Here is a 14415-nt window from a genome sequence, read left to right as displayed (position 1 = left end):
GATGAGACGATCGGACATGAAATAAAGACATACTCGTATGGATCATCTCTCCCGGCGTCCCAATACTGCCGTGCATCCGGACGTGACGAACATCCACACACGCCGGCAGGAGGAGAGAGAGATGGGCACCAGCAATGGCAGCGGCGGCGGCAACAAGATCCTGGTCCTGACGAGCACCGGAACGGTCGGGAAGCTGCTGATCGAGCAGCTCACCCAGGCGGGGGAGCAGGTGCGCGCGGGGTCCCGCGATCCCGCGAAGGTGGCGCCGGTGCGCGGCGTCGAGGTGGTGCGCTTCGATTACCGCGATTCCAGCACCTTCGCCGGGGCCCTGGAGGGGGTGAACCGGGTATTTTTGCTGTCGCCCTCGGGCGAGCTGTCTCAATACGATCTGCTGATCCCGTTCCTGGAGACGGCGATCTCGGGCGGTAAGCGCAAGATCGTGCTGCTGACCGCGTCCGGCGTGGAGTACGACGACAGCCAGCCCCTGCGCCGCGTGGAGCTCTTCCTCGAGCGGTCGGGGGCTCCTTACGTGATCCTGCGCCCGACCTGGTTCCTCGACAATTTCCACACGTTCTGGCGCGGGCCGATCGTCCACGCGGGGGTGCTCCCCATCCCGGCGGCGGACTCCAAAACGGCCTTCATCGACGCGAGGGACATCGCGGCCTCGGCGGTCGCGGCGCTGCGATCGGACAAGTTCGACAAGAAGGCGTTCACGCTCACCGGCCCGGAGGCGCTGACCTACGCCGAGGCGGCCGCGGCCCTGTCCAAGGCGTCGGGGCGAGCCATCCAGTACGTGAACACGGACGACGCGTCCTTCATCCAGGGGGCGCGGCAAGCGGGGATCTCCGAGGGATACGCCAACTTCCTCGCCGGGCTGTTCGGGTTCGTGAGGCAGGGCGCCGCGGCGCAGGTCAGCGCGGGCGTGACCACCTTGACCGGCCAGCCCCCGCGCACCCTGGCGCAGTACGCTCAGGACCACAAGGACGCCTGGAAGGCGTGAGCGCGGCCCGCGACCTATAGACGGTGCGGTCCGGCGAGATCCGTCGTCGGACCGCACCCTCGACTCCATCGCTCGGCGCTCCACGAGGGTCCCTGAAAGTCGAGGGCGGCGCCCTCGAGAAGGCAAACCAGGCCGAGCTCGACCGCCGGAGCATGGTAGCTCGACTGGCACAGCTGCCAGATCAGCCGATCATCGAAGCCAGAGGCGTCGAGCGCCGCGCACATGGTCGAGGCCTATTGCCCCGGCGCCGGGAGGAGGCCCAGCTGCTGCCGTGTGCGAAGATCGTCGCTGTGCGCCCAGTGCTCGGCCACCCTCTTGCCGACGTAACGCACGATGTGCGTTCCGCCGGACGCGATCGCGCGGTTCGTCGCCGGGATCCCGTGGTACGCGCCGCGGTGCGTGCCGGTGAACGAGACGCGGGCGACCAGCTTGTCCCCCTCCGCGATCAGGTCCTCTATCGTGATGTGAAAATCGGGGAACGCCTCGAGGAACATCGCGAAGGTCGCCTTGAGCCCCGCGAGCCCCGGCCCCTGCTGCGGCGGCGCCGCGTGGTCGACGACGTCGTCGGTGAAGTACTCGTCCGCCGCGGCGACGTTCCTCCGGTGCCAGACCTCCTCGACGTACTCCCGATACAGCGACTTGAGATCGTGCGTGCTCATGGCCAAAGCTCCTTCTTCGTCTCTTCGATGAAAAGCGCGGCGCGCCTTCAAACCCGCGCCGTCTCCTCGAGCTCCTTGCCCCGCGTCTCCGGGAGGAACCACAGGATGAGTCCCAGCGCGATCAGCGGAAAGATGACCGTCGCCGACATGGCCGGTCCCCAGCCGACGCGCTCCGCCGCGATGCCAAGGAAGACCGGCGAGAGCATGTACGCGGTCCGGCCGAGCAGGTTGTTCGACCAGGCGAGCGCGTCGCTCCTGAGGTGCGTCGGGAACAGCTCCGTCGTGTACGCGTTCAACACGGGGAGCACGGCGCTCCCGCCGAAGATGCACAGCGCCAGCGCGGCCGTGAGCCCCGCGTGCGAGCGGAGCGAGTACCCGCCGAACACGCCGGCGGAGGCCAGCGCGAAGGCGATCACCGCGCCCTTGCGGCGGCCCACGGCGTCGAGCAGCTTCCCCGACGTGAAGACGAACGGCATGGCGACGATCGCGGCGATCATGATGCTGGTGCCCACCTGACCGTCGGTGAGCCCGCGCTCGCGGGTGGCGAACGTCTTCCAGAACGTGACGGCGTTCTGGACGCAGACGAACATCAGCCCCCAGATCAGGGCGAGCTTCAGCATCCTCCCGCGGTACTCGGAGCTGAGGATGCGCGTGAACGGCTGTGCTTCCTCGCCCCTCCGCTCGAGCGAGAGCCGCTCGAACCGCGCTGTCTCCCGGAGGCCGCGCCGGGCCAGCGCGACGAGCACGAGGGGGATGGCGCCGACGAAGTAGATGGTCCGCCACCCGAGCGCGGTCGAGAGGAACAGCGGCACGAGCCCGGCGCACGTGATGGTGCCCAGGCTGGAGAACGCCTCGATGAGGCCGATCGCCAGCCCGCGCCGGTCCTTCGGGAACTCCTCGGCCGCGTAGACCACGCTGACCGCGTACTCGGCGACGAGGAAGACGCGCGCGAGGAGCTGGCAGCCGGCGAACACGAAGACGTTCGGCGCGAGGCCCGTGAGCAGGGAGAACAAGGTGTAACCCGCGATGGTGATCGTCAGGAGCCGCCGCCGGCCCCAGTGGTCCGCCTTGCGGACGAGGAGGAAGGCGAGCATCGAGCCAAAGCTGATGACCCCGATGAGGAGCCCTTCCCCCTTCGCGGAGAGCCCCATCTCCGCGCCGAGGTTCGGCAGGATCTGCGTGATCGCAAGTCGGTCGTAGCCTTCGAAGAACGAGGCGACGCTCAGGAACGCGAGCAGCCGCCACTGGTAGGGGGTGAGCGGCGTCTTCTCGACATCACGGGTGGCCATGAAAGTTCTGCTCCTCTGGTTCCAGGCGGGAGCTCGCGGGCGCGACGGCTCCGGCCCTCTGCGGCGCGCAAGGACTGGCACGCTCCCCCACCGGCGGCCTCGACGTATCAAGTTCCGCGCCGAGACCGGCGGCGGCCGCTCACGGGAGGCGCCGCTTCACCCGCATGCCAGAACGGCGAGAGAGGGCGCCGCCGTCGAGGGCCGACTGCTGAGGGCGCAGCAGCGGCTGCTGTTCGCGTGTTGCGGTTGCAACATCGGCGGCTCGATGGTCGTCCCGGTAGGCCGACGGCGACGAGCCCACGAGCCGCTTGAAGGCGAACGAGAACGCGGCCTCCGAGCGATAGCCGACCTCCGCGGCGACCTCCGCCACCAGGGCCGGCCCGGACCGCAAGAGGACCTTGGCGCGGTACATGCGCCAGTCCGCGAGGTATTTGCCCGGCGACACGCCCATCTGCTCGGAGAAGCGCGCGGAGAAGGCCGCCCGCGACATGCCGGCCTCCTGCGCCAGCGCGGGCACCGACCAGTCGAGCTCCGGGCTCCGGTGCATCCGCGCGAGCGCGCGCCCGATCTGCGGATCGGCGAGGCCGCGCAGCCATCCCCGCTCGTCGGCGGGCACGTCGCGGAGGTACGCGCGCAGCGCCTGCACGAGCAGCACGTCCGAGAGCCGCGCCGTCACGATCGCCGCGCCCTCGGCCGGCGCGCTGACCTCGGCGGCGATGCACTGCGTGTGCGCCTGGATGAAGGGGCCGATCCGCTCGTCGCCGCGCAGGTGGAGCACGGGCGGCAGCGCCTCGAGCGCGGGGTGCCCCAGGGTGCCGAAGCGGAACTGCCCGCACACGATGGTCGTCGGCAGGCCGGCCCCGCCGTGCTCGATCGCGCGCCCCGGCGACGCGCCCCGGACGAGCTCCTCGATGGGGCTCGCCTTGCGCGGCCTGGGCGCGTCACGGAGCACGTGACCGCGGCCGCTCGGCATCACGACGAGATCGCCGCTCGCGACGGCGGCGGGCGCCCGGCCTCCGTCGACCTCGAGCCAGCAGCTCCCGCGCGTGACGATGTGGATGCCCCGCCCGCCGGCCGGGAAGCGGAGCGCCCAGGGCGCCGTGAGCTCCAGCCGCCAGTACGACACGCTCTCGAGGCGGAGCTCGCCGACGATCTCGCTGAGGAGGTCCATGCTCTCCGCGCCAGGATAGAGGACCCGAGACGGTCCATCAATCCGACGCCGCGGTGGACGATCTCGAAAGGGAACGAGCCAAAGTCGCATGGATGCGCCAGCGCATTGCCGCTACAGATCGGTGCATATCCGGCGCTCCGGCCCCCGCTGGCGGGCCGGAGCGGATCTGGCGCAGCGTGCAGTCAACGCCGCACGCCCCGCGCCGCGACGACCTTTCATGGGTACCCCCGTACCCCCGAGACCTCAGGAGAGATCTTCATGAGCAGCGCTTCTCCTCGCATCGTCGTGATTGGGAGCACCGGCATGCTCGGCGCCCCAGTGACCCAGGAGCTCGTCGCCGCCAATTTCGCCGTGACCGCCCTCGTCCGCGACCCCGAGGCGACCCGCGCGAGCAAGCGGCTGCCGGCGGGCGTCAAGCTCGTCGCCGGCGACGTCAGCGACGTGAAGGCATTGACGGCGGCCTTCCGCGGGCACGACATCGTCTATGTGAGCCTGGCGGTGCCGATCACCGCGTCCGCGAGCGCGTGGCGCGTCGAGTCGGAGGGCATGAAGAACATCGTCGCCGCCGCGCGCGAGGCGGGCATCAAGCGGATCGCCTACCTGTCTTCGCTCCTGCACCGATACGACGGCTTCCGCTGGTGGGTCTTCGACATGAAGCGGGAGGCGCTCTCGATCCTGAAGGAGAGCGGGATCCCGAGCACGGTCTTCTTCCCGTCGAACTTCATCGAGTCGATCCCCTACCGGAGCCGCCAGGGCAGCCGGATCAACCTCGCCGGCAGCCCGCGCGAGAAGGCGTACTGGATCTCGGCGCGCGACTACGGCAAGCAGGTCGCGCGCGCCCTCGCCCTCCCCGGCGACGCGTCGCGAGAGTACGTGGTGCAGGGGCCCGAGCCGCTCACCATCAAGGAGGCGGCGGACCAGTTCGCCAAGCACTACACGAAGGAGAAGCTCTCCGTGGGGGCGGCGCCGCTCGGGATCTTCAAGGTGCTCGGGCTGTTCTCGCCGACGTTCAACTACGTCTGGCACATCTCCGACGCGATCAACAACGCGCCGGAGCCGTTCCAGGCGGAGTCGACCTGGAACGAGCTCGGCAAGCCGGAGACGACGGTGGCCACCTTCGCCGCCTCGTTCCAGTGACGGAGAGCGGCGCGACGGCGCCGCTCTCCCGGCAGCGCACCGTCAATGGTCGTGGCCGTCGTCCGTCACGGAGGAGCGTTTGCGCGCAGAGGAGGCGCCGCACACGCCGGCGACCGGCTCCGGGTGCTCCTCCTTCGCTTGCTTGATCTCCCGGTCGACGACGCTGCAAAGGATCTTGGTGCTCAGCGCGAGATCGCGGACCGGCGCGGCCTCCCTGATTCCATGGTAATTGACCGGGGCGCCGAACGTGGTGTCGAACAGGGCGCCCGCGGCGATCGCCTTGACGTACGCCTTCGCGTCGGTGCCGGCGCCCATGGCCACCGCGGGCGCCGGCTCGCCGGTCACCTCCTCGAACGCGCTGCTGATCCGGCTGAAGGTGGGGCCGTCGACCCGGCGGATGTCCGGCGCGATCCGGGTGGCGGTCTCGAACGTGATCGGCGCGCCGCCGGAGGTGGCGTTGAACTCGTCGACGATCTGCCCGAAGATGCCGGCGAACTCGCTCGCGTCACCGCACAGGAGCCCTTCGCTCTCCCCATCCCACGGCTGGCTGTGGTGGCCTATCGCGTACCGGATGTCGAGGTTGAGCGTGATCGCCCCGGGCTCCGGCTCGGTGTACAGCCTGGTCAGCGCGTAGGTGGTGCCGTTGCCCTCGGTGAACACCTCGTCATGTCGCTCGAGCAGCTCGGGGTGAGCCTCCCCGAATGTCCTCGTACCCCAGGTGGACTTGATGAACCTGCACATCCGGGCCACGTCGTTGTCGACGATCACCTCCTCCTCCGCGAGCGCGCCCAGGAAATTGGTGAGCGACACGAGCGGATTGGCCCCGTTCGCGCGGTTCTCCTGGGGCACGGACGCGTGCTGCGCGCCCGCCACCAGGGTCGTCAGCTTGATCGCGTCCGGCAGGCCGGAGGTGTCGACCGTGAGCTCGGCCCGCCTGTACGACGGATCGTCGAACGGATGATCGGCATAGTCCGCCTCGATGTGCAGGGCGAGCTCCTCGAGCGCCTCGGGTGAATCGCTGCGGAGGATCGCCTCGGCCCGATCGGGGAGCTGGTTGACGGGGCCCGAGGGGGTGTTCAGCGAGTCGATCCATACGCCCGCCGTGGGCGGCGCCTCGCGCGGGAGCGTGAACACGGGGCGCTCGATGCCCTTCTCCGCGCGCACGGCCCAGAACGTGTCGAAGATGATCTCGAGGTCCGCCGCCTCCTCGGCGTTCTCCTCGCGGTACCGCCGCATCGACATGGCGCCGATCTCCTCGGTGGTGTCGAAGATGAGCTCCACCGTGATGTCGTCGAGCAGGGGGCTGCCGTCGTACGCTCGGGCGATGTCCTTGAGCACGAGGAACGTCGCCAGCGCCGGCCCCTTGTCGTCGATGGCGCCGCGGCCGACCCATAGATCCTGCTCGCCGCCGTGCTTGGTCTCGCCCCTCGACTTGGTCAGCACGAACGGCTCCCACACGTCGGTGTCCCCCGGAGACACCGTATCGAAGTGCGTGTTCAGGGAGATCTTGCGGGGCCCATTGCCGAGACGGAACCCGAAGACCCAGTAGTACCTGGGCTCGGCCGCGTTGCCGCTCTCGACCTTCCACTCCCACGGCTCGATCCTGTGGGTCTTTTGCCCCTCGTTGAACTGCTGCGCCTGGGCCTTCAGGTCGTCGACGACCGCCTGCATGCTGGTGACGAACGCGTCCTCGTTCGCGAACTGCTCGGCGCGGTAGGTCTCGGCGGCGACCAGCCTGGCCAGCGCGTCGAAGCTGCCCTCGAACTCTGCGTCGACGTCATCGCAGGCCGGCGCAGCGGCCGAGGGCGCCGGGCTCAAAGCATCGTCCTCCCGGCAGGCGCTGTACGCCAGCGCGGCGACGACAATCCAGCCCACATGAACCAGTCTACTCAACCTCATACAGCCTCCAGAATGGCTTCGACTCCCATGAATCCAGTTGAACTGCGCAGACACGACCGCGTCTGCTCGCCACCTCGCGAACCAAGGGCCCAGGGGGCGAGCGTCGCGAACAAATGACAGCTATGACTCTGACTTTTCGAGAGCGCCTGTGATTCTTATATGCAATACATAGGTGTGCCCCCGAAGCACGAACACAGGTGATCCATATGACGCAAGAGTTCGATCACAACGCGATTGTACGACTGGGAATGGCTTACGCCGAATCGAAGACGCTGCTCAGCGCCGTCGAGCTCGGCGTGTTCACGGCGCTCGCGAGAGAGCCGCTCGATTGGCAGACGCTGCGCGAGCGGATCGGCATCCACCCCCGCGCGGCGCGCGATTTCTTCGACGCGCTGGTGGCGCTCCGCGTCCTGCAGCGCGAGGACGGCCGGTACTCGAACACACGAGAGGCGGACCTCTTCCTGGACAAGACCAAGAAGTCGTACATCGGCGGAATGCTGGAGATGTCGAACGCGCGGCTCTACGGGATCTGGGGCTCGCTCACCGAGGCGCTGCGCACGGGCGAGCCGCAGAACGAGATCGGGGCGCGCGAGGACATCTTCACGTGGCTCTCCAAGACCCCCGAGAAATATCGTGAGTTCACTCAGGCGATGACGGGGCTCAGCCTGCCGTCGGCGCGGGCGCTCGCGGCGAAGTTTCCGTGGGGTCGCTACAAGACGTTCGCCGACGTCGGCACGGCCCAGGGCGGCTTGCCTGTCCAGGTCGCGCTGGCCCACCCGCAACTGACGGGCATCGGGCTCGATCTGTCGCCCGTGCAGCCGGTCTTCGAGGACTATGTCCGGGAGCACGGGGTCGCGGATCGGCTGCGCTTCCAGGTGTTCGACCTCTTCAAGGACCCGATCCCCAGGGTGGACGTGATCACCATGGGTCACATCCTCCACGGGTGGAAGCTCGCGGACAAACGGGGCTTCATCAAGAAGGCGTACGACGCGCTCCCCAAGGGGGGTGTGCTCATCGTCTACGATGCGATGATCGACGACGAGCGCCGCGAGAACGTGGCCGGGTTCATGATGAGCCTCACCATCCTCCTCGAGACGCCCGAGGGGTTCGACTACACGAGCGCCGATTGCGCTGGATGGTTTCGCGAGCAGGGCTTCCGCGAGGTCCGCGCGGAGAAGCTCATCGGCTCGGATTCGTTCGTCGTCGGCGTGAAGTGAAGAGCGCGCCCCGCTGGAGCGAGTCCAGCGGGGCGCCGCGGTCCGCTTTCCGCGAGTTTCGCTGGCCAGGGATCCGGAGAGAGATTTCAACGCAAAGACGCAAAGACGCAAAGACGCAAAAAAGAACAGACTCTGAGTATTTTTGCGTCTTTGCGCCCTTGGCGTCTTTGCGTCGACATCTCGCTTGGTTCGCGAGACAGATCCCGGGATGGATTTGTGACACGCCGAACTGGCCGCTCGCGTCGCCGTGACCATGGTGCAAGCGGCGTTATCGCAGCTCCTCCGGGAGTGACGTGAGCACGCAGAGGCCGGTCTCGGCGTCGCAGGTCACGCGATCGGCGAAGTCCGGGTTGATCCCGGAGCCGAAAGCTCGGCCGTTCGCCAGGTCGGGGTGGGGATCGCAGAGGCTCGGATCCGGAACGCCGCCGGGCGCGCACTCCACCGCGGGATAGAGGCCCACGACGCTGTAGGACGCAGAGCAGCCGTCCTGCGTGTACCTCAGCTCTCCGACGATCTGCGTGCCCGGGTAGGCGGCCGTCACGTAGATGCGGAAGTTGCTCCATGCATAGCTGATCTCGACGGCCGGGTGCTGTGTGGGCGGCGTGCCCTCCGGCGCGTCGGCGGGCGGGGGCTCCTCGTACGCCGGGACGCTCAGCGTGGCCTCGGTGAACGAGGGGACCGAGCAGACGTCGCTGCCGTCCGGATCGACGGAGGCGAAGTCTCCGAGCGCGTCGAGCGCCGTCGGGCCGAGCTCCACCTGCGCGCCCTGGGCCGCGAAGGCGGGAAAGGCGATCCCCGAGGCCCGGACCGCGAGGTGGGCCCTCGTCGGATCAGGGCGCTGCGGGTTCCCGGCCTGCCGGGGGTTGTACTTCTCGAGGCCGATGATCTCCCCCTTCAGCGTGTCGCACGCGCCCTCGCCCCGCTTCGAGCCGGGCTTCAGCGTGTACTTCGCCGCGAAGCCGCCGTGGGCCGCGGTGCAGGTGACGCGCCGCTGCTCGCAGGACGCGGCGAGCGTGAGGAGCGCGAGGAGCGCGAGAGATGTTCCGAGGATTCGTCTCATGGTCGTGTGTCTCTCGGGGCCATCGCCCTAGAAGGTCACCTTGGCGCCGATCCTGAACGTGCGCGGCGCCTGATACGCAACAGGCTTTCCGAAGTTCGGGTTCTTGTTGATCGGGTTGAACGCCGAGCCATCGACGTTCTTCAGCTGCCCGAGATCGCCCTTCGTCCCGTTCACGATCGGGAGGACGGAGGCCACCGTGTACCGCTGGTCCACGGCCGTCGCCGCCTGGAAATTGAAGATGTTGAACGAATCGACCGTGACAGTCAGCGTGCTCTCCTTGGCGAGCTGCACGCCCACGCCGACGTGGGCATCGACGGAATGCGCCCAGGGGAGGCGCTCGCCGCTCCCGCGCTCGAGGATGTAGACCTGATCGGGGCCATAGAGCGGGTGCGAGCCGAGGTGGCTCGTCGGCCCTCCGGAGGCGGACCGGTACGTCCCTCCCACGCTGACGATCACGCGGTGATGAACCGTGAAGTCCTTGGCGCCGAAGACCTTGAACTGGTGCCTGCGATCCCCGGGGAGCGGCCCCGTGCGGTTCGGCAGGAGCGACACCAGATCGAAGTCCGAGTTGACGTTCGGATCGAGCTGCCCGGTCTCGGGGCGGAAGAGCCCGGCCCAGTTGCCGCGCAGGTAGGAGATCGTGTAGCTCGCCTGCGCGAGCCACGTGTCGGCGAAGGCCTTCTCGGCATGGACGGTGACCGCATCGTAGTCGCGCGTCGGCTTCGGGAAATCCTTGGCGACGCCGTAGCCGGGGTTGCCGATGAGGTACGTCCTCGCCTCGTCCCGGCTGATGTCCTCGATGACCTGGTTCTGGTAGCGCTTCGTGTACTGCGCCCCCACGCGCAGCCGGGGATAGATCTCGACCTCGCCGCCGAGCACGATCTCGTCCGTCGATTGCGGTTCGAGGTCCGGATCGATGCCGCCGTCGCCCCCGATGACACGCCACTTCTGGTTGGGGCTGTACGGGGCGGCCGTCGGGATCAGGTTCTCGTTCCGATCGCACGCGTCGCGCTGCTGCGCGCGGTCCAGGGGGTCGCACGCCGCCGCGGCGTGCAGCGTGAAGACCTGCCGTTCGCCGGGGAACGCGCGGTCGATGATGTTGAGCGGCACGCTCTCGTAGAACCGCGCGTAGTTCACGAACAGCTTGGAGCGGCCGGCCTGCGTGAAATCGTAGATCACACCGACGCGCGGCGACCACTGGTTGGGGAGGGCTATCGCCAGCTTGTCGTCGCCTCCATACAGCAGCTGCGCGTCGTACCGGACCCCCGCGTTGAGCGTGACCTTGTCGAGGATGCTCCAGCTGTCCTGCACGAAGCCGCCGATCGTGGTCGATTTCGACACCGTCTCGAACTTGTCGAGCGGCACGCCCTCGTCGGGGTCGGCGATGAAGCCGAGCCGGCGGAAGCCGGTGAACGCGGCCCCGTCGGTCGTCTCGGCGAAGACGTTGCGCCCGGAGTGGCCGCGGGACGACGCATAACGCATCAGCTCGAGGTCGGCGCCCGCCTTGACGATGTGGTGGCCGAGGGCGGTGAACAGGCCCGTGAACACGGCCTTGCCCTGGTACCTGTCGAGCGTCGTCTCGCTGAGCGCCCCCGGCCCGCCGCTGAAGTACGTCGCGACGGGGCACCGCTCGGCGGCCTGCGTGCCCGCGGGATCGCAATCGCGCGTCGCCTCGGACGGCTCGAAATCGTTGATGGAGTGGAACCCGGGATCGCTCCTTTGCCAGTGGACCTGCGCGGTGTCCGAGAGCCCCTTCCCGCTCCCGATCCTCGTGCCGTCGGCGGCGCGGATCGCGTTCTCCTCGTGGTGGACGCCGAGCGTGACGTCGAGCAGGTACGTCTTGTTCTGGAACGCCGAGGACCACTTCAGCGCGCCGTCCGTCGCGCTCGACACGTACCTGTGCGCGAGGGCGCCGAAGCTGCCGTTGATGACGTTGTTGCTCGAGCTGTTGTTCAGCTCCACGGTGCCGTCCTTCGGGCTGATGCCGAAGTCGCCGTCTCCCCCCGACGTCGTGGGCGAGCCGTAGACCGACAGCGAGACGGTGTTGTCCGGGTCGATCAGCCACGTGAGCTTGCCGAGGTACTGGACGCTCTGCTGGGTGGCGTAGTAGACCCGCTGAGTGCCGGGGATCGGGTCGGACCGGTTGAAGCGCAGCTCGCGCTCGAGGCGGTAGCTCGCGGCCGAGGGAGAGACCCCGGCGAAGAACCAGAGCCTGTCCTTCAAAATCGGGCCGCCGATCTCGACGCCGACGTCCCGGAGCGACGACAGCCGGGTGTCGGTCGTGATCGTGCTCGCCTCGCTCTGCACCCCGGTCTGCGACGCCTCGAAGAGGCCCGGCGTGATGCTGAAGAACACCGCGCCGTGAAGCTCGTTCGAGCCCGACTTCGTCACCGCGTCGAGGTAGCCGCCGGTGGCGCGGCCGTACTCCGGCAGGTAGCCCCCCGTGATCACCTTGACCTCCTTGATGAACTCCACGGACAGCGGCGTCCCGATGACGCCGAAAGCCGGGTTGTTCACCGACAGGCCGTCGATCACGTACTGGTTCTCCGGCGACGTCGTCCCGCTGATCGACACGCCGTAACGGTCGGCGCTCGCGCCGGGCGCCACGTCGGCGAGCGCCTCGAAGGAGCGGGTCGCGGCGCCCTTCGCGCCCGTGGGGATGAGCGGGATGCGGCTCGCGAACTCCGAGCCGACGTTCACGCCGGTCGCGCTCGAGCCGACATCCACGATCGGCGCGCTGCCGACGACGACGATCTCCTCGGCCTTCAGCGCCTCGGGCAGCAGCTCGCTGTTCACCCGGATGGTGCTGTCGACGCGGAGCTCGATGCCGCCGCGGCTGTACGGCCTGTATGCGTCCTTGTCGAGCCGGAGCGTGTACGTGCCCGGCGGCAAGTTCGGGATGCGGAACTGGCCGGAAGGGTCGGTGACGACCAGCTGCTCTCCCTGGAGCGCTGGGGAGGTCACGGTCACGACGACATCGGCGGCTGGCTGCCTCGTCGACGAATCGAGGACCGTGCCTGTCAGGACGCCGGAGCCGGTGGCGAAGGCCGAGGTCGGGAGGAGCAGGCTGGCGGCCGCAGCCAGCCGCGCGGCCCAGACACCGCGCCTTTCATGCATGAAGTTCACAGATCTCCTATCAGGGTGTGAGGGCCGCCGGCCCGCCGCCGGTGGCGCGCGCGACGGCCGTCGCGAGGCCGAAAGAGAAACGCGAGCAGAGGAGCGCACGGGGATGGGGCCGGCCTCGCCATCGGGTGGGAAAAAAGCGGGCGGCGCTACAGCTTGGAGTACCGGTGCTCCAGGATGGCCTTCAGGTTGGCGATCTCGATCTTGTGGATCGCGTCGAAGTGCGGCCAGATATCGCCGACCCAGGCCCGGTCCGCCCGCGCGCGCGGCTTGCTGATGTAATCGGGGAGCTCCCCCGTGGCCCTGTCGTAGTAGGGGTGTTTCACGTTGGTCCAGAGCACGATGGTGCCCGGCTTGCGAATGGTGGGCCTCGCGTCGACGAAGCGGAAGTGGTACCGCATCCACAGCTCGTCGCCCTGGTCCCAGGCGCAAGGGTAATCGACGACTCGGCTGTCCGGGTAGGCCTCGGCGCGAACGTAGATGGACGTATCCTTCGCGAGGAACTCCTTCCCCTTATAGAGGCCGCCGCCGATGTGGTGGAGGCTCCGCAGGCTGAAGGTCCACTCCTCCAGGCTGTAGACGTTCGCCGCGTACTCGTACGCCACCTCGACCGGGACGTGGATGTACTCGCCGAGGTGGCAATACTGGCCGAAGATCTCCTCGTGCGAGTACGTCGGCTTGGTGATCCCCTCCAGGTGCTTCACGCACTCCTCGATGGAGTGATCCTCGGAGACGTACAGGCCGGGGATCTCCCTGCTGGAGACCCCGTTCTTCACGAGCCCGGATCGGCTCCACGGCCCTCTGTCGTCATGTGCGGTCATCGTGCTCTCCTTCAATTCGACATCACAATCACATCACGTCGTACGCTGGCCTGCGCCGTGCCGGCTCGCGTCGCATCTCATCGGCTGGGCGCCGCGCTAGAACGGCGACAGCCCCACGGTCACGTCGGCGGTCGGGAACTCGTTGTAGCTGTCGAGCACCGAGAACTCCGCCGTCGAGCCGCCGATCAGGGCCCCGAGCGGGTTCTGCGCGCGGGTCTCGAGGGTGGCGTCCGCGCCGCCGAAGAAGAGGTTCGATATCGCCGTCGACTGCTTGACGGGGCCGCGCCAGGTGGACACCCACCAGTTGGCCACGAACGGCGCCGGGGGCCCGCTGGGCGTCGCGACCGTCCCGTCGACGACCAGGCGAGGGTAGCCGGGGAACGGCACGCTCACGTGGAGGTCGCCGACGCCGCCCGAGAACGCGAGATCGTAGTCGAGCGACGGCACGTACTGAACCAGGAAGCCGGCTTGAAGCAGCTTGTACGCGAGCAGCGCGTGGTCGGTGTAATACCAAAGCGTGTAGCTGTTGACGTCCCCGGTCCCGTCGGGCGGGACGACGGCGAGGCCGACCTGGACGACCGAGCCCGGCGTCGGCGTGCCTCCGTTCACCGAGATGCCGTCGGCGTGCGACGTCCTCACGACGATCGGGGTGACGGGCCCCCCCTCACCGGCGAGCACGAACTCCTCCGGGACCAGGGCATCGGCCTCGTCGGTCGGGACGAGATCCAGGCCGATCGTCTCGACGACGTTCGTCAAGCTGAGGCTGAACCCCCGGATCTCCTGCTGTGCTTCAGCGGTGATCTCGGGGTCGGCGGCCTCCACGGCGCAACCGGCGGTGAAAACGCTAGCGAGCAGCAGGGAACTCACGGAACCGCGCAGATACATCAAAGCCTCCTCATGTCACCGACTCCAGCGCCGGCAATCAACCAATGATGACTCGACCTCGAACAACAACAATGGACACAACTCAAAATCAACACACGTCGTTCCATCGAAACCATCGGGCACGACAAGGCATTTCGCGACTCTCCAGGAAACG

The 14415-nt window shown here is 68.2% G+C and carries 11 protein-coding genes; 3 read left to right on the top strand and 8 right to left on the bottom strand.

Annotated elements, in window-relative coordinates; translation table 11 throughout:
- The first annotated feature begins 121 nt into the window (after positions 1-121).
- Positions 122-1000, top strand: coding sequence for an NmrA family NAD(P)-binding protein (locus WMF29_RS06520; protein WP_437328005.1), 879 nt, complete (start codon positions 122-124; stop codon positions 998-1000).
- 233 nt (positions 1001-1233) lie between these two features.
- Here WMF29_RS06520 and WMF29_RS06515 read toward each other — a convergent pair whose 3' ends face one another.
- The 3 genes from WMF29_RS06515 to WMF29_RS06505 form a co-directional block, all read right to left on the bottom strand.
- The gene (locus WMF29_RS06515) at positions 1234-1659 is read right to left on the bottom strand and encodes an ester cyclase (protein ID WP_437328004.1); all 426 of its coding nucleotides are present in this window, start codon (positions 1657-1659) and stop codon (positions 1234-1236) included.
- 47 nt (positions 1660-1706) lie between these two features.
- Positions 1707-2948: an MFS transporter gene (locus WMF29_RS06510; protein ID WP_437328003.1), complete on the bottom strand. Its 1242-nt coding sequence runs from the start codon at positions 2946-2948 to the stop codon at positions 1707-1709.
- Between the two features lie 139 nt (positions 2949-3087).
- Positions 3088-4119 carry an AraC family transcriptional regulator gene (locus tag WMF29_RS06505; protein WP_437328002.1) on the bottom strand — a complete coding sequence of 344 codons (1032 nt, stop codon included), beginning with the start codon at positions 4117-4119 and terminating at the stop codon, positions 3088-3090.
- Between the two features lie 258 nt (positions 4120-4377).
- Here WMF29_RS06505 and WMF29_RS06500 point away from each other — a divergent pair, with 258 nt between their 5' ends.
- Positions 4378-5256 carry an SDR family oxidoreductase gene (locus tag WMF29_RS06500; RefSeq protein ID WP_437328001.1) on the top strand — a complete coding sequence of 293 codons (879 nt, stop codon included), beginning with the start codon at positions 4378-4380 and terminating at the stop codon, positions 5254-5256.
- 42 nt (positions 5257-5298) lie between these two features.
- On the opposite strand, the gene WMF29_RS06495 is transcribed toward WMF29_RS06500, so the two are convergent.
- Positions 5299-7155 carry a M20/M25/M40 family metallo-hydrolase gene (locus tag WMF29_RS06495; protein ID WP_437328000.1) on the bottom strand — a complete coding sequence of 619 codons (1857 nt, stop codon included), beginning with the start codon at positions 7153-7155 and terminating at the stop codon, positions 5299-5301.
- Positions 7156-7361: 206 nt separating this feature from the next.
- Between WMF29_RS06495 and WMF29_RS06490 the strand changes: the two genes are divergently transcribed.
- Positions 7362-8372 (top strand): methyltransferase, encoded by a 1011-nt coding sequence (locus WMF29_RS06490; protein WP_437327999.1) that lies wholly within the window; start codon positions 7362-7364, stop codon positions 8370-8372.
- Between the two features lie 268 nt (positions 8373-8640).
- Here WMF29_RS06490 and WMF29_RS06485 read toward each other — a convergent pair whose 3' ends face one another.
- From WMF29_RS06485 to WMF29_RS06470, 4 genes are all read right to left on the bottom strand, one after another.
- On the bottom strand, positions 8641-9432 hold the full coding sequence (locus WMF29_RS06485; RefSeq protein WP_437327998.1) for a hypothetical protein: 792 nt from the start codon (positions 9430-9432) through the stop codon (positions 8641-8643).
- Between the two features lie 27 nt (positions 9433-9459).
- A complete protein-coding gene (locus WMF29_RS06480) occupies positions 9460-12549 on the bottom strand; it encodes a TonB-dependent receptor (protein WP_437327997.1) in 3090 nt (1029 codons plus the stop codon).
- Between the two features lie 155 nt (positions 12550-12704).
- The gene (locus WMF29_RS06475) at positions 12705-13376 is read right to left on the bottom strand and encodes a hypothetical protein (RefSeq protein WP_437327996.1); all 672 of its coding nucleotides are present in this window, start codon (positions 13374-13376) and stop codon (positions 12705-12707) included.
- 96 nt (positions 13377-13472) lie between these two features.
- Positions 13473-14243: a hypothetical protein gene (locus WMF29_RS06470; protein ID WP_437327995.1), complete on the bottom strand. Its 771-nt coding sequence runs from the start codon at positions 14241-14243 to the stop codon at positions 13473-13475.
- Positions 14244-14415: the final 172 nt, after the last annotated feature.

It is taken from the genome of Sorangium sp. So ce381, assembly GCF_051473845.1.
GTDB classification, from domain to species: Bacteria; Myxococcota_A; Polyangia; order Polyangiales; family Polyangiaceae; genus Sorangium; species Sorangium atrum.
Note: the sequence above shows the minus strand (reverse complement) of the source record. Positions and strands in the feature narration are given on the sequence as shown.